Genomic DNA, 15740 nt, shown 5'->3' with positions numbered 1-15740 from the left:
GGGTGGGCAGTCAGCAAAGCGCCCGCGAGTGGCTTGTACAGTTTACACACTATTATAACGCACAACGACCGCATCAAGCACTCGATGGACGCACCCCGATTCAGGAGGTGCGTAACTAGACAGTGCCGTTTTGAGCAATTTTCTTGGAGATAGTGGACGGCGGTTAGCGGTGGGAAGTGGAGCAGAGCTAGCTATCGCCGAAGCCGAGGCGTTTACCGCACCGCAACCGCGACCGCACCTCACTCCTCCCCAACCTCGTCGGCCGCCAGAGGCGGCCGACTCCCTCGCGCGAGGGGTGCGCGCAGTTCTGCGCGCACCCCCGCGCGCCGGGAGTATAGTGCGGTTCCCGAAGCCGAAAGTACAGTGCGGTTCCCGAAACCGAAACCCGGAGAAATATCTACTGCTCTTCGGCCAATCGCTCGACGCGCTCCAGCGAGTCCGCGCTCTCGGGGGTCTTGTCCTCTCGAACGCCCAAGAATCGCGGGAAGCGCAGGGCGTAGCCCGACGAGTAGGTCGGCGACGCCTGAATCTCCTCGTAGCCAACCTCGAAGACGACTTCGGGGGCGATTTCGACTTCCTGCCCCTCTTGGGTCCGGATGTGGGGTTCGAGCAGTTCGGTCAGGTCGGCGAGTTCCTCGTCGGTGATACCGGTGGCGACCTTGCCGAGGGTCTCGAACTCGTCGCCCGACTCGCCGACGCGCGCCGAGAGCAGGAAGGTGCCGAGGAAACTCGCCCGGCGGCCCTCGCCCCACTCCGCGCCCGTGACCACCAAGTCCAGGGTCTCAACGTCGGGCTTTCGCTTGAGCCAGTTTTTCCCCCGACGACCCGGCGAGTAGTCCGAATCGGGGTTCTTGAGCATGATGCCCTCGTGGCCCGCGTCGAGGGCCTCGGCCTCCACGTCGGCGATTTCCTCGGGGTCGTCGGAAATCCAGAGCGAGGAGACGCCCGCGTCGAGGACCCCCTCCAGTCGCTCGTGGCGCTCGGGCAGGGGCGTCCGGAGCAGGTCCTCGCCAGCGGCGTGGAGGCAGTCGAAGGCGAACAGGTCCAACTCGACCTCCTCTCGGGCGCGCTCCACGTCGTGTTTCCGGCGGAAGCGCCGCAGGACCTCCTGAAACGGGAGCGGATCGCCGTCCTCGGTGGCGACGACCTCGCCGTCCAGAATCGCGGGGTCGTCGAGATGCTTTTCTACGTGTTCGACGACTTCGGGGAGCGCGTCGGTCACGTCCTCCATGTTCCGCGAGAAGACCGCGACCTCGCGCGACTCGGGGTCGCTCGCGCCGGTTCCGTCGCCTCCCGCCCAGTCGAGGCCCGCGGGGTCGTGGTGAATCTGGACGCGCGCGCCGTCGTACTTCCACTCGATTGCGGCCTCGTCCCAGTCGTCCAGCGCGTCGCCGACGGTCCCGGCCTGCGCGAGCATCGCCTGCACCGGGCGACCGAGTTCGAGGTCCATCGCGTCGAGGCCAGACTGGCCCTCCTCGCGGGCCACCCGAGCGACTTCGCCGTAGTCGTTCGAGACCTGCAGCGCGCGCTCGACCGATTCGGCCGGGACCTCGAACGCTTGGGCGGTGGCGTCGCGGACGGTGCCCTCGCCGACGCCGATGCGCATCTCCGAGAGGACGAGGCGGGCGAGATACCGGGCCTCGTCGCCGTCGGCGCGGTTGAACAGGCCGAACAGGATGTCGATTTTCTTGTCCTGACTCCCCGACCCCTCGGCGTCGGCGAGCGCGTCGAGTTCCTCGGCGACTTCGGCGACCGTGAGGTCTTTCCCTCCGCCGCCCGACCCGCCGCTTCCTGCTCCGCCGCCCCCTGCTCCGCCGCCGGTGAACGCCCCGAGGCCCCGCTGGCCGCCGAAGTCGTAGCTCGCGGCGACTTGGCCGATGTCGCCCACGTCGGCGAGTTTCTCCTCCACGTCGTCGGCCGAGACGTTGGTTCCGGCCGCTCGCGCGATGGCCTCGTAGCAGTAGTTCGGCCCGATGTCGAGCGTTCTGGACGACCACGCCGGGAAGACTCGACCCTGCACGAACCGGGCCAGCACGGGGAGGTCGTCGCTCGATGTTTCAAAGAGCGTCGTCACTCGCTGTGCGATTTCCGTGTCGGCGCTCAGTTCTTCGATTTCGGCCGCCGCGTCCGCGAACTCCCCGAATTCCATCGCTCGGGAGTAGTTACTGTTCGGATTTAAATAGTCCGACTCTCGGTGTGACTTGGGTTAGGGACAACTAATTATTTGTTTAGAATAGGTATAGTTGTTTCTAGCAACCCTCTACTGGTCTCTAGCCGGTAGTTTGGAGGCTGATTCCGGGACGAGGTGGAAGGCGGCGAGGAGGTTGCTGACTGTAAAAGAGGGAGCGCGGTGAGAGAGGAAGAGTGGTGAGGTAGGGAGAGCGGTGAGGTGGAAGACTGAAATAAGCTAGCTACTGCCGAAGCCTCGGAGTCTACCGCACAGCACCGGAAGACAAACCGCGTCTTCCGAGCCTGCGCTCACTTCGTTCGCGCAGACACCGCGACCGCGGACCTCACACCGCCCCAACCTCCTCGTTCACTCCCTCACTACGCTCGGTCGTTCACTCGTCCACCGGCAGACAAACCGTGTCTGCCGAGCAGTCGGTCGCTACGCTCCCGACAACCTCGCGCGCCGATGGCGCGGCACGGAAGCCGCGCCAGCGCGCGCCGACTTTACTTCAAAAACACCACGCGCGCCGGGTGAGTTCGAGAGGATTCTACGCCAGACCTCTCATCTCTCGTAGCTCTCCGAGGAGCAACACTTTTCGAGTCGAGGAGTGCTACTCCGAACGATGCCCTCCCTCCACGCCCATGAACCCGGTGCGGCCGCGAACCGCCCCGACAGAACCCGAGGAGCGGGTTTTATCGGCTCCGACGACCTCGCGGGAGGAGACCTGAATGCTCGCGGTTCGCCTGCTCCACGTCCTCGCCATGGCGCTCGCGGTCGGCGGCGCGGTCGCGGTCTGGTGGCTCGCCCGCCGGTCCGGCGTCGGCGAGTCGGCGGTCGAACCCGACGCCGCGGTCGAGATTGCGGGCGTCTACGAGGCCGGATTCTGGGCCGCGGCGGCACTCCTCGTGATGACCGGCGTCGGCAACCTCGGGAGCCTCGCGCCCGCCGTCCCGCCAGCCGAGACCGACTGGGGCACCGTCTTCGCCGTGAAACTCCTGCTGGTCCTCGGACTGCTGGCCTCCTCGTTGGTCCGGACGCTCGCGGTCGTCCGGTGTCGAAAGCTGAACGCCTCGACCCTGGCGAGCGCCACGACTCGCACGCTCCGGGTCGGCTACGGCGCGACTGCGGTGTCGCTGGCGCTGCTGGTCACGCTCGCGGAGGTGCTGGCCCATGGCTGAAAACGCCGACTCGCTCGCCGGGGAGTCTGACCTCCTCGCTCTCCACCGCGTCGGCGACGACCCACTCGTGGTCTGGGCGCTCGCCTCCTTCCACACCGCCGCGCTGGTCGCCCTGCTGGTCGCCGCGCTCTATCTCGCCGGTCCGCTCGGAGACCTCCTCTCGGCTCTCGACACGGCCGTCGGCCTCACGCTCTATCTGGGCCTCTGGGCGGCGACGTGGTGGACCAACCGCCGAGCGTTCCGCGCGATTGCCGACGCCGGGACCGATTCGGCGTCAGTCCGGGCGTCGGTCGTCGTCGGCACCGCCGGGAAGTGGGCCGGGGTCGACGGCGTCCTCTTCCTCTGGATGCTCCTGTTCGCGGCGGTGTTCCCGCCTTCGACGGTGACGATTGCGGGCGTCGCCTACTACCTCGCGTTCGGCGGCGTCGGGTCGCTTCTGGCGTTCGTCGTCGGGGCTATCGTCGGATGCCTGTTCGCGCTCCTCGACCTCGCGCTGTTCCGGGTCGCGCGGGGTCTCGGGCCGAGGCCAGTCACTCGTCAGCACGAACCGAGCGAGTCGGACGATACCGCGTAGCAAACGCTGGCCCGTGCTTTGAAGGGAACCGCGTTCGACGTACCGCGTATGCCTGAGTCCGACCTCGCAGGGCAGGTCGAAGACGTGCTTTCGGTGGACCCCGAACAGTTCCAAGCACGGGTCGAAGAGGACGCCGAGGTCATCGTCGAGGAGGTAGACGCCGGGACGTTCGACAACCCCCAAGCCATCATCGGCTTCGAGTACGAGTTCTACGCGGTGGACGCCGAGACGGCCGCGCTCCGGCGCGTCCCCCGACGCCTCCTCGACCTCATCGGCTTCGAGAAGGAACTCGGTCTGCACAACGCCGAGATGTCCACGAGTCCCCAACCGCTGAACACCCACGGACTCGCGGCCCAAGAGGCCGAGGTCAAGGCCCGCCTCTCGGCCGCCGAGGACCGGACCGCCGCCGAGGGGATGCGACTGGTCAGCGACGCCATGTGGACCATCCCGCCGGAGGGCGAGAGCGCCCGCCAGTACCTGACCACCAGCGTCGAGGACCGCGGCGTCCGCATCGCCTCGAACATGAGCGACTCGGTGCGTTACCACGCGATGGCCAACACCGACGCGCGGGCCGGGATGAAACTGGAGGCTCCTCACGTCGATTTGGAAGCCGACACGGTGATGCCCGAGAGCCTCATCACCTCGATTCAGCCCCACTATCAGGTCCCCCACGCCCGCGACCTGCCGACCTACTTCCAGTACGCCGTCCGCATCGCGGGACCTCTGCTCGCGCTCGGGGTCAACTCGCCGTTCTTCCCGCCGGACCTCTACGAACCCGACGCCGACCCCGAGGAGATTCTTGCCGACGGGTGGGACGAGCATCGCATCAGCGTCTTCGAGACGGTGCTGAACCGGGACGGCGACGACCCCGACAAGGTGCGGTTCCCCCGCGACGTGGGGAGCGTCGAGGAGGCCGTCGAGCGAATCGCCGCCGACCGGACCATCGTCCCGATGCCGGTCTCGACCACCGACCGCTTCGACGACGAGTTCGCCCACTTCCGGCACAAGCACGGCACCTACTGGCGGTGGGTCCGGCCCGTCTTCGGCGGGGCGACCCGGTCGGCCGCCAACGCCCGCATCGAGTTCCGGCCCATCGCGGCCCAACCCACCGTCAGGGACTCCATCGCGTTTCAGGCCGCCTTCGCCGGACTCCTCGAATCCATGTTCCGGCGCGAACACCCGGTCCGGCACCTCGACTGGGTGGTCGCCAAGGACAACTTCTACGACGCCATGCGGGAGGGTCTCGACGCCGACCTCTACTGGATTACCAACGACGGCAAGGAGACCACCGACCACGAGCGCGTCTACGAGGACATCTTCGCCCACGCCAAGGACGGTCTCCAACTGCGGGGCCTCAGCGACCAGCAGGCCGCCAAGTACCTCTACCCGCTCCGCCAGCGCGCCCGCCACCGACTGACTCCCGCGAGTTGGAAGCGAGAGCGCGTCAGGGAGCGATTGGAGGACGGCGAGAGCTTCGAGGAGGCGGTCCACGGGATGCAGAAGCAGTACATCGACAGGCAGTCCGAGACGCTACTGGAGGGGACCTTCGCCAACTGGGTCGGCCGCGGGGATACCGAGATGGAGCGCGAGGACTGAGCGGCGGCCCGATTTCCCAGTTTTCCCGACTTTCACGCTTTCCGACGTTTCCGCAGTCGCCACTACTGGTCGCGTGGACTGAGAAAATTTAGTGGGCCAGAACTGCCCGACCGACTCCAGATTACAGCGGCGCGTCGTAGTCCTCGTAGTCGCTAATCTCGGCACCGTCCTCGGTGATTTCGGCGAGCCACATGCCGTTCCCGGAGGCGGTGTCACGCTCGACCGCGCTCTTGAGTCCGCGGATGGCGACCTCGCGGCCCTCTTCGAGACTGAGGTCCTCGTGGTAGTCCTGTTCGAGGACACCGAGCGCGAACTGCGAGCCGGAGCCGGAGACGCTGTAGACCTCTTCGGTGACGCCGCCGAGGGCGTCGTAGGAGTAGATGTGGCTTCCCTCGTCGTCAACGCCGCCGAGGACCGGCACCGTGATGAGGAAGCCGCCCGAGCGCAGGAGGTTGCTCGTCAGCGTCGAGAGCGCCTGCATGCTCATGTCGCCGCCGCGGCGCGTCTCGTAGAGGTTGTTCTCGACCTCCAGCGTCCGGATGAGCGACTGGGCCGCCGAGACCGACCCGGAGATGGTGAGCGCTCCTCGCGGGTGGACCGCCTCGACCTTCTGGGCGGTCTTCGAGGAGACCATGTTACCGAGGCTGGCGCGCTTGTCCGTGACCATCACGACGCCGTCGGTGGTGGTGAGACCGATGGTCGTCGTTCCGGTCTTGAGTTCCTGGATGTCCTCGGTGTCGACCGACCGATTCGGGAGCGAGCCGAGTTCCGGCTCGTAGGGATTCGTGTCGGGTTCGAGACGCGAGGCGTTCTGGGAGAACTCGGAACCTTGCATTGGGCTAGGCATTACCGAACTGTTGTCCGCCAGCACTGATAAAACCCACTCTTGCGGACGACTTCGAAACGGTGTTCCGGTGGAAGAACGGGCGCGCTCCCATCAGCTATCCGAAACGGGAGGCTGAGCGAGTGGGTCCGCACGGGCAACCGAACTGGCGACAGCAGTCGCTCGGCGGGCGAGTGTTCCGAGAAAGAGTCGCCTCTACGCCGTCGCGTCGTACGCCTGTTCGAGTCGCTTCACCACCCGGTGGGCCGGGAGCGTGAGGCCTGCCTGTCTGGTCATGATTGCCAGCGGAAGCAACAGGATGCTTGCCGCGACGCTCGTCTGGTACAGGGCGAACAGTATTGCACGGGTGAGCCGTGTGGGCATCGGAGTTCGTACCTCAGGCGAGGGTGGGCCAACCGAGTATAAAAGCATTATTGAAATGTAGATTTCATAATGGTCTATAGAAACCTTTTACCCCGACGCCCGCTTGCGATTCAATCGAGGTTGCGTTATGTCCAACAGAGGACGAGTATCGACCCGCGCAGACGTAGGCACCGGTTTGGCGACGCCGGGCGTACGCATAACTTATGAGAATTATCCGGCTCACGTGCGCGGTTCGGGCGCACTTCCGGCGCGGTCGAATCGACGCCTGGGTCGTGGTATCCTGAGTCACGGTACTTCGAGTCTTGGCACCGCGAGTTGCGGTACCCCGAGTCGTGCTACTCGTACGCTCAGAACGGCCGACCGACCCGTTCGGAAACCGAAAGACACGAAACATCACGGAACGACCCCCAGATATGAGCAACTATCTCGTTGCGATGGAGGCGGCTTGGTTGGTACGCGACGTAGAGGACATCGACGACGCCATCGGCGTCGCGGTCAGCGAGGCCGGAAAGCGACTCAACGACCGCGAGATGGACTACGTGGAAGTCGAGGTCGGCGCGACGACCTGCCCGGCCTGCGCGGAACCGTTCGACTCGGCGTTCATCGCGGCCGGAACCGCGCTGGTGGGTCTCCTGCTGGAGATGAAGGTCTTCAACGCCGACAGCGAGGAGCACGCCCAGCGCATCGCCAAGAGCGAAGTCGGCGGCGCGCTCCGCGACGTGCCCCTCGAAGTGGTCGAGACTATCGAGTACGAGGAGGACGAGGACATCGAACTCGGCGGTAGCGAGTAGTCCGAGCGCGCTCCTCTTTCTGGCGAACCAGTTACTCACCAGTTTCGAGTAGCGCGTCCAGCCACCGGTTTCGGCCGGTGTATCAGCCTGCTAGTTTCGACTGGCAGAACAGCTGCCAGTCTCGGCCGGTGGAGCAACCGCCATCCTGGTGGACTGAAAGGGCGAGCGGGGTTCGCGTTTACCTTGGTCGCCTCAGCGTGGCCCTATGCTACGCGCGCAGTTCTGCGCGCGCCGCATATCCCGCTGAGCGACCGCCGGAAGACAACCCGCGTCTTCCGAGATCACACTCACTTCGTTCGCGTGACCGCGAACCGCGCGAGGGCTTTCGAAGCCTAACTGGCCGCTCCGACAGTTCATTATCCAACAGTCCGTCCAACACCAGCAACTGTCGATACCGAACCTTTATCTATAACCCGTAGTTATGCGTGGGCATGGAACTACCGACGCCCCAAGATATCCGGGAGCGCCGGAACGAACTCGGCCTGACCCAGAGCGAGTTGGCCGACCGGGCGGGCGTCTCGCAACCGCTCATCGCCCGCATCGAGGGCGGCGACGTGGACCCGCGGCTCTCGACGCTCCGAGAAATCGTGGACGCGCTCGACGAGTCGGAGGGCGACATCGTTCGCGCGGGGGACCTGATGCACGAGGACGTGGTCAGCGTCGGCCCCGACGACCCGGTCAGCAAGGCAGTCACGAAGATGCAGGAGGAGGGCTTCTCCCAACTGCCCGTCATCAAGGACGGCGTGCCGGTCGGCTCTATCAGCTTCGAGGACCTGATGAGCGTCGGCGAGGACGCCCGCGACCAGCCGGTCAGCGAGTTCATGGGCGAGAGCTTCCCGACCAAGTCCCGAACCGCGACCTTAGACGAGTTGAGTACCGACCTCGGCCACAACAAGGCCGTCATCGTCACCGAGCGCGGGAACACGGTCGGCATCATCACGGAAGCCGACATCGCGGCACGACTGTCCTGACCTGTTTTTTCAGTCAGCCTGATTTTCCGGTCAACCCCGAAACACCAACAATTATCGTTGGGGGCGCGTTTGTCGGACGTATGACGGACTTCTCCGACAGGGTCGAGCAGGTGTCGATAAGCGGGATTCGAGAAGTGTTCGAGGCGGCGGGCGAGGACGCCATCAACCTCGGAATCGGGCAACCGGACTTCCCGACGCCCGAACACGCCCGGCAGGCCGCGGTCGAGGCCATCGAATCGGGCGAGGCCGACGCCTACACCTCCAACAAGGGGACGGTGGAGCTACGAGAGGCCATCAGCGCCAAGCACGAGCGGGACAACGACTTTTCGGTCCCGCCGGAGAACCTGATTGCGACGGCGGGCGGGAGCGAGGCGCTCCACCTCGCCATGGAGGCCCACGTGGACGCTGGCGAGGAGGTCATCTTCCCCGACCCCGGCTTCGTCTCCTACGACGCGCTGACCCGCATCGCGGGCGGCGAACCCAAGCCCGTCGCGCTCCGCGAGGACCTCACCCTCGACCCCGCGGCGGTCGAGGAGGCCATCACCGACGACACCGCGGCGTTCATCGTCAACAGCCCTGCAAACCCGACCGGCGCGGTCCAGAGCGAGGAGGACGTGCGGGAGTTCGCCCGCATCGCGGACGAACACGACGTGCTGTGCATCTCCGACGAGGTGTACGAACACATCGTCTTCGACGGCGAGCACTACTCGCCGATGCAGTTCGCCGAGTCGGACAACGTCGTCGTGGTCAACGCCTGCTCGAAGACCTACTCGATGACCGGCTGGCGGCTCGGCTGGGTCGCCGCGAGCGAGCGCCGCATCGAGCGCATGCTTCGAGTCCACCAGTACGTCCAAGCCTGCGCCTCCGCCCCGGCGCAGTTCGCCGCCGAGGCCGCCCTCTCCGGCCCGCAGGACCCCGTAGACGAGATGGTGGCCGCGTTCGAGGAGCGCCGCGACGTGATTCTCGACGGCTTCGCCGACATGGGACTGGACTGCCCGACGCCGAAGGGCGCGTTCTACGCCATGCCCAAGGTGCCGGAGGGCTGGACCGACGAGGTCCTCGACCGCGGCGTCGTCGTCGTGCCCGGCGAGGCCTTCGGCGACCACGGCGAGGGCTACGCCCGCATCTCCTACGCGACGGACATGGAGCAGATAAAGGAGGCGCTGGAAATCATGCGCGAGGCGACGAACGCGGTTCGGTAATCTGGAAAGCAATCAAATTGTTTCTTTAAGAATTGTTTTTATTTTCTTAATAACTATAATTATTGCTTAGAACTCGCTCCGTCTGAACCACCGGTTCGGCGCGCGCTGGCGCGGCGTCTTGTCGCCGCGCCATTCCCGCGCGAGGGATGAGCATCGCAGCGAAGCGAGAAGCGCAATCGGTTGGGGAGGGTGTGGCCCGCGGTAGCGGTGCTGTACGGTTGCGGTGACCCCTAGGCTCAAGCCTGAAGTTAGCTTCCTGATAGGATTTCATCGTTGCTCCGGCCCGTCTGTTTTCAGGTACCCAGTTCTCGCTTGCTCCCCTAGCCGCCCTGAGATTTTATGCGTCTCGCTCCCGTCTAGGTGGACCATGCCCATCTCGCGCCGGGAGTCCGGCGTCGTCCCCGCGGCCCGCGCACTAGCTTCGCAGGTCCACCCCGTGTTCATGCTCCCGCCGGTCGCCTGCTCGCTGTTCGGCGGCGTGCTGGCCGGGCGGTTCGCGCCAGCGGTCGGACTCCTCCACGCGACGGCCATCTTCGCGGCGGTCTACACCGCCCACGTCAAGGACGGCTACGTCGACTTCTACGTCCGCGACGAGGACGACGACCATCCCCTCTCCGAACGGGGGTGCAAGACCGCGCTCGCAGGTTCGACCGCGCTCTTTTTGACCTGCCTACTGGCGCTCTGGGTCGTCGCCGGAGTCGGGACCGCCCTGCTGACCCTGCCGACGTGGCTCATCGCGTACCACCACGCGCCCCAACTGGACACCAACCCGGTGACCGCGACGACGGGCTACCCCCTCGGCATCGCGCTGGCGCTCGTCGGCGGGTTCCACGCTCAGGCCGGGGCGCTCGCACCCATCGCGGTCGCGTTCGCCGCGGTCTTCCTCGTCCTGCTCTCGGGCGTGAAGGTCATCGACGACGCCCAAGACTTCGAGTACGACAAGTCCATCCAGAAACGCACCGTCGCGGTGACGGTCGGCCCGCGCCGCGCCCGGACCGCGGCCTACGCGCTGATGGCGACTGCCCTGCTCCTCGTGGTCGCGTTCGCCGCGCTGGCGGTCTTCCCGCCGAGTAGCGTGGCCGCCGTCGCCGGGTTCGGTGCCGTGGCAGGCGTCGCGCGACGGGCCGACGCCGAACTGGCGACGATGCTGCTGGTCCGGGGGTCGTACCTCTTTCTGGCGCTTCTCCTCGTGGCCGTGTGGTTCCGGCCGCTCGCGTAATTTCGATTTTGCGTCGAGCGTTCCACGTCGTAACTTCGATTTCGAGCGCAACTTGTCGGACCACCTCCACCGTCCTCGACGCAATCGACCGATTACGGAAGTTCAGTCCGGACTTGGCGAGTGGTATGCTCCCGTTCGTCAGATAAACGATTGACACGTTCTTCCCCGAGACCGGCGTCGGTTCGTCCGGAGACACGATGACACGAAAAACAGCAGTACTGGCAGTCGTCGCACTGATGGTCGTCGGAACCGGCGCGGCGCTGGCGGGGAGCGTCGGGCCGACGGCGACCGACGACGCGCCGATGGCACAGGACACCACGACTGCGATGGATGGCAACGAGACCACGACCGAGGAGACGACGATGGCTGAGGAGACGACCACGATGGCGGGTGAGACGACGATGGCCGAGGAGGCCGAGAACGCGACCGCGAGCGTCATCTTCCTCAACCAGAGCGCGGGCTTCACCTTCACCGACGGTGAGCCGAACACGACGACCGTCGTCCTCGAACGCGTCGTCGTCCCCGAAGGCGGATTCCTCGTCGTCCACGAGGCCCGGAACGTCTCGGGCGACTACGCCTCCGCGGAGAACGTCTCGGTCGGTCCGGTGGTCGGCAACTCGACGTACCTCGAACCCGGCGAACACAGCAACGTGGTCGTCGAGTTGAACGAGACGATTAGCGAGAGCCAGACGCTGGTCGCCATGCCCCACCGCGACACCAACGACAACCAGCAGTACGAGTTCCCCGAGGCCGACGACCCCTACACGATGGACGGCGCACCGGTCGTCGAGACCGCCTACATCATCGTGGACTACGACGTCATCGACGCGACGCTCGGTGACGACGCCACGAACGAGACCACGACCGCGGGCGAGATGGCGAACGAGACCACGACCGAGATGTAGTCCGCGGACCGACATCGACCCGCTTTTTTCGACTGGGTGCCTCAAGGCTTACTTCCTCGTCTCCGTCACGTTGTGTATGGACATCGACGGTCCGTGGACCCACGAGCAGGCTATCGTCAACGACGTGCGACTCCACTACGTCGCGGCCGGAAACGAGGAGGACCCCCTCGTGGTCCTGCTCCACGGGTTCCCCGAGTTCTGGTACTCGTGGCGCGACCAGATTCCGGCGCTGGCCGAGGCGGGGTACCGAGTCGTCGCGCCGGACATGCGAGGGTACAACCTGTCGGAGAAGCCTCACGGAATCGAAAGCTACCGGACAGAGGAGTTAGTCGGCGACGTGGCGGGCCTCGTCGAACTCCTCGGCCGGAAGTCGGCCCGCGTCGTCGGCCACGACTGGGGCGGCGTGGTGGCGTGGGAGGTAGCGATTCGCCGCCCCGAGCTGGTCGAGCAGTTGGCGGTCCTGAACGCGCCCCATCCGGGGGCCTACCGCCGGGAACTCGGCCGAAATCCCGAGCAGTGGAAGCGGTCGTGGTACGCGATGGCCTTCCAACTGCCGTGGCTTCCCGAGGCGTGGCTCGGCGCGCGGGACGCCGCCAGAGTCGAGACGCTGTTGTGCGAGACCGCCCGCGCCGACACCTTCGGAGACGAGGACCTCCGGCGGTATCGGGAGGCCGCGGCCCGACCGGGCGCGCTCTCCTCGGCGATACACTACTACCGGGCGCTGTTCCGCGAGATTCTGGGCCGGGAGGTCAAGCGACTGGTCGGTCGCGGGAGCCGAAACCTCGACGTGGACGTGCCGACCCTACTCCTGTGGGGCGAACAGGACGACGCGCTCGGCGTGGAACTGACCGAGGGTCTCGACCGCTGGGTGTCGGACCTCCGAATCGAGCGATTTCCGGAGGCGACCCACTGGGTCCAGCACGACAGGCCCGAGGAAGTGGCCGAGTCGCTGGTCGAGTTCTTCGCGGAATGAGTCGCTCGGCACGAGCGACTCACTCACCTGTGGAGCGCAAGTGTGCGACTCACGGCTCAGGCGTACTCCTCACTCGCTATCTTCTCTGGGCAGTCGCACGAGTTCTTCGGGGTTCTGGAAGGCGTAGAGGACGAGGTCCCCGTCGAGGCGCTGGCGCTTCAGGATGCTCCGGGCCTCGCCGTGGTCAATCTCGCCGATGATTTCGACCGCGGTCAGCAGATCCTCTTGGGTGACTCCGAGGTCGTCTCGGTCGATTTCGATTCCTTCGGGGGCCTGCACGCTCTCCAGCATCACCTCGACGTACTCCGAGAGATCGGTCGTGTCGGCGAGCCGCTCGTGCCACGACTCGGGGTAGATGCTGACGTTGTCGCCGATTCGGTAGAGGCGGTCGCCGGGTCGCCACGACCGGGCGTCGGTGAGTCGGTCCTGAAGCGAGGTGTCGAACCGGTCGCGGTCGTAGTCCAACTCGTCGGCGTAGGCTTCCAGCAGGTCGCCGGGGATGCCCGGCCCCTCGACGGGGTGGTGACGTTCGAGGAACCGGACGAGTTCGCGGGCGGTGAAGTACTCGTCGTGGCGAGCCAACTGGTTGACGAGGTCCGAATCGACGGATGCCATAGACGCTATGAGACAGCGAAGGAGAAAAACGCCACGTAAACTTTCGGAATTATTTGAAGTGCTAAAGAAGACCGAAGCGTCGGAGCTACTCCTCGCCGCTACCAGCGTGATGCGGGCGATACGGTCGAACCCACGCCGGAAGTTCGCAGTCCAGCGCCTCGGCGCGGCGCTCGATGGAAGGGTGGGTCCCAAACACCGAGGAGACCAGCGACCGGTCGGCCTCCCACGGCGTCGGCCCGGTCACGTCCTCGTCGTTGTCCCCGGTTGCGATGGCCGCGATTCGATAGAGGGCCTCGGTCAGTTCCGCTGGCGAGACGATTCGCGCGGCGTAGGCGTCGGCCCGGTACTCCTCGAGGCGGTTGGCGTACCGACTCGCGGCCAGCGCCAGCGGTTCCGCGCCGAGACTCAGCACGGCCCTCCCAATCGCGGCGCGGCGGTCCGAGGAGTACGCCAGACCGAGGTACGCCGCGCTCCCGAGGGTGGCGGCGGTCGGGCCGCGCCCGGCGAGGACGGCCGCCCAGAACGCGGTGAAGCCGACGACTTGCGGGAGGTAGAGCCGAACCGCGTCGGTGTGGATGTCGTGCCCGAGGTGGCCGAGTTCGTGGGCGAAGATAGCCCGGAGGCCGACCGGCCCGACGACGATCGGCAGTCGGGGGTCCACCGCGAGCAGCGGAGTCCCGTCGTCGTAGCCGATTTCGGCCCCCGGTACGTCCATCTCGACCAAGACGGTCTCGGGGACCGGCCGCTCCGCCCGCTCGCAGACCTCGAACAGCGCGGTCTGGATTTCGGGGGCGCGCGACGTGGTTCGGGCCTCCGGGTTCCGAATCGCAGACTCGAACTCGAACCGACCGCCGGAGCGCCACGCCTGAACCGAGACGTAGCCGATGGCGAGCGCGCCGAACGCGACGTAGATGGGGGGTGCGCCGGTTCGGACGAGAAGCGGGAGGCAGGCCACGGCCACCGCGAGGAGCGCGAGGGTGACGGTCCAGATGCGGGCGGCCAGCGATGCCATGCTGTATCGGCGCGGACGCGGCGGGCAAAAGGATTGTTGTCGGGCAGTCGAAGCGGGCGGTTCCGGATTGACTCTACGTCGCCGTACTCACGATTTTCACCACGTCGCCCTCTTCCAGTTCGTAGTCGTCGCTTATCTCGCGCTTCGTCTTGGCGTTCACCGCGTGGAGGTAGCCGTCGCCGATGTCGCTGTGAACTGCGTAGGCCAAGTCCCTCGGCGTCGAACCGCGCCGCAGCAAGAAGGCGTCGGGCAGGACGTTGCCCTTCGCGTCGGTCCACTTGGTCTCGTTCTGGACCGGGTAGGCCGTAATCTGGTCCAGCAGGTCGTAGACCGCGGTGTTGAGGGCCGCTTGGACGCCCGTGCCGCCCCCTTCCTGCATGACCTCTCGAATCTGGTCGAGACCGGCGGCCTGTTCGTCCGAGAGGTCGCCCAGCACCTCGAAGTCCTCGTCCCCGGGGTCGTAGTCGATGGCTCCGGCCTGTTCGGCCTGTCGCAGGGCCAACTCGCCCTCGGCGGTGGCCGCGATGACGGGCTTGCCGGTTTCTCGCAGGCGCTCGATGTTCTCCGGGGGCGCGATGTCGGCCTTGTTCGCCACGAGGACGATGGGCTTGGTCCGGGCGCGAACGTCTCTGGCGAGGGCTTCGCGGTGGTCGTCGGTCCACTGAATCGGGTCCTCGGGGTACTCTATCTCCCGCAGGCTGGCGGCCACGTCGGCCTCGGTCGCGCCGAACCCGGTCAGCATGTCGGCCAGCGCGTCGTCGATGTCGAAGTCCGGCGAGCGGGACTTGCGCTCGACTGACTCCCAGTTGCGGTCGATGATGCTTGCCAGCCACTGGTCGAGTTGCTCCTCGATGAAATCGACCTCCTCGACGGGGTCGTAGGTGCCGACCTCGACCGGTTCGCCCTCCTCGTTGGTCCCGCCGGAGGCGTCCACGACGTTGACGATTGCGTCGGCGTTGGTCAACTCGTCCAAGAACTGGTTGCCCAACCCGCGGCCCTCGTGGGCACCGGGGACGAGTCCGGCCACGTCGAGCAACTCGATGGGGACGTATCGCTTCCCGTCGTGGCAGTTCTCGTCGCCGCAACGCTGGTCGCGTTCGAGACAGGGGCAGTCGGTCCGGACGTGGCTGACCCCGCGGTTTGCGTCGATGGTCGTGAACGGGTAGTTGGCCACGTCCACGTCGGCCATCGTGGCGGCCTTGTAGAAGGTGGACTTGCCCGCGTTGGGCTTGCCCGCCAGCGCGATGGAAATCATGCTAGGGGCTACCGGCGTCGAAGAAAAGCCCCTTTCGGTTCCGCGAGTCCGAAGTTCGGACGCAAACGTTCG

Annotated in this window: 16 protein-coding genes; 10 read left to right on the top strand and 6 right to left on the bottom strand. The window is 66.1% G+C overall.

The features are described from left to right. Positions 1-119 (top strand): integrase core domain-containing protein (locus tag EPL01_RS12990; RefSeq protein ID WP_135824065.1); only part of this gene is annotated, 119 nt, incomplete at its 5' end. Between the two features lie 278 nt (positions 120-397). Here the strand turns inward: EPL01_RS12990 and ligA are convergent. Further along, the gene (gene ligA, locus EPL01_RS12985) at positions 398-2149 is read right to left on the bottom strand and encodes an ATP-dependent DNA ligase LigA (protein WP_135825687.1); all 1752 of its coding nucleotides are present in this window, start codon (positions 2147-2149) and stop codon (positions 398-400) included. Between the two features lie 749 nt (positions 2150-2898). On the opposite strand from ligA, the gene EPL01_RS12980 reads away from it, so the two are divergent. Genes EPL01_RS12980 through EPL01_RS12970 form a run of 3 tightly spaced genes read left to right on the top strand, consistent with a single transcriptional unit; the run spans position 2899 to position 5518 of the window. Then, positions 2899-3348, top strand: coding sequence for a hypothetical protein (locus EPL01_RS12980; RefSeq protein ID WP_135825686.1), 450 nt, complete (start codon positions 2899-2901; stop codon positions 3346-3348). Continuing rightward, positions 3341-3922 (top strand): DUF7965 family protein, encoded by a 582-nt coding sequence (locus EPL01_RS12975; protein WP_135825685.1) that lies wholly within the window; start codon positions 3341-3343, stop codon positions 3920-3922. The genes EPL01_RS12980 and EPL01_RS12975 overlap by 8 nt, the downstream gene beginning before the upstream one ends. 48 nt (positions 3923-3970) lie before the next feature. Next, positions 3971-5518, top strand: coding sequence for a glutamate-cysteine ligase family protein (locus tag EPL01_RS12970; RefSeq protein ID WP_135825684.1), 1548 nt, complete (start codon positions 3971-3973; stop codon positions 5516-5518). A 121-nt stretch (positions 5519-5639) separates the two neighbouring features. On the opposite strand, the gene psmB is transcribed toward EPL01_RS12970, so the two are convergent. Beyond that, positions 5640-6353, bottom strand: a complete 714-nt coding sequence (gene psmB, locus EPL01_RS12965) for an archaeal proteasome endopeptidase complex subunit beta (protein WP_135825708.1) — start codon at positions 6351-6353, stop codon at positions 5640-5642. Between the two features lie 204 nt (positions 6354-6557). Further along, the gene (locus EPL01_RS21710; RefSeq protein WP_168215908.1) at positions 6558-6725 is read right to left on the bottom strand and encodes a hypothetical protein; all 168 of its coding nucleotides are present in this window, start codon (positions 6723-6725) and stop codon (positions 6558-6560) included. Positions 6726-7138: 413 nt separating this feature from the next. Here EPL01_RS21710 and EPL01_RS12960 point away from each other — a divergent pair, with 413 nt between their 5' ends. The 6 genes from EPL01_RS12960 (at position 7139) to EPL01_RS12935 (ending at position 12786) form a co-directional block, all read left to right on the top strand. Next, entirely contained in the window at positions 7139-7516 is a 378-nt protein-coding gene (locus EPL01_RS12960) for a DUF555 domain-containing protein (RefSeq protein ID WP_135825683.1), read from the top strand. Positions 7517-7947: 431 nt separating this feature from the next. Then, positions 7948-8487 carry a CBS domain-containing protein gene (locus EPL01_RS12955; RefSeq protein ID WP_135825682.1) on the top strand — a complete coding sequence of 180 codons (540 nt, stop codon included), beginning with the start codon at positions 7948-7950 and terminating at the stop codon, positions 8485-8487. 80 nt (positions 8488-8567) lie between these two features. Further along, positions 8568-9689, top strand: coding sequence for a pyridoxal phosphate-dependent aminotransferase (locus EPL01_RS12950; protein ID WP_135825681.1), 1122 nt, complete (start codon positions 8568-8570; stop codon positions 9687-9689). Positions 9690-10056: 367 nt separating this feature from the next. After that, entirely contained in the window at positions 10057-10908 is an 852-nt protein-coding gene (locus EPL01_RS12945; RefSeq protein WP_135825680.1) for a UbiA family prenyltransferase, read from the top strand. Between the two features lie 197 nt (positions 10909-11105). Then, positions 11106-11813: a DUF7282 domain-containing protein gene (locus EPL01_RS12940; RefSeq protein WP_135825679.1), complete on the top strand. Its 708-nt coding sequence runs from the start codon at positions 11106-11108 to the stop codon at positions 11811-11813. A gap of 76 nt (positions 11814-11889) precedes the next feature. Then, positions 11890-12786, top strand: a complete 897-nt coding sequence (locus EPL01_RS12935) for an alpha/beta fold hydrolase (protein WP_135825678.1) — start codon at positions 11890-11892, stop codon at positions 12784-12786. Positions 12787-12855: 69 nt separating this feature from the next. On the opposite strand, the gene EPL01_RS12930 is transcribed toward EPL01_RS12935, so the two are convergent. From EPL01_RS12930 to EPL01_RS12920, 3 genes are all read right to left on the bottom strand, one after another. Beyond that, positions 12856-13401 (bottom strand): hypothetical protein, encoded by a 546-nt coding sequence (locus EPL01_RS12930; protein WP_135825677.1) that lies wholly within the window; start codon positions 13399-13401, stop codon positions 12856-12858. 85 nt (positions 13402-13486) lie between these two features. Beyond that, complete coding sequence (locus EPL01_RS12925) at positions 13487-14413, bottom strand: M48 family metallopeptidase (RefSeq protein WP_135825676.1); 927 nt, start codon at positions 14411-14413, stop codon at positions 13487-13489. Positions 14414-14486: 73 nt separating this feature from the next. Beyond that, positions 14487-15668 carry a redox-regulated ATPase YchF gene (locus tag EPL01_RS12920; RefSeq protein WP_135825675.1) on the bottom strand — a complete coding sequence of 394 codons (1182 nt, stop codon included), beginning with the start codon at positions 15666-15668 and terminating at the stop codon, positions 14487-14489. Positions 15669-15740: the final 72 nt, after the last annotated feature.

Source organism: Halorussus ruber (assembly GCF_004765785.1).
GTDB lineage: Archaea > Halobacteriota > Halobacteria > Halobacteriales > Haladaptataceae > Halorussus > Halorussus ruber.
This window is presented reverse-complemented; position numbering and strand designations above follow the sequence as displayed.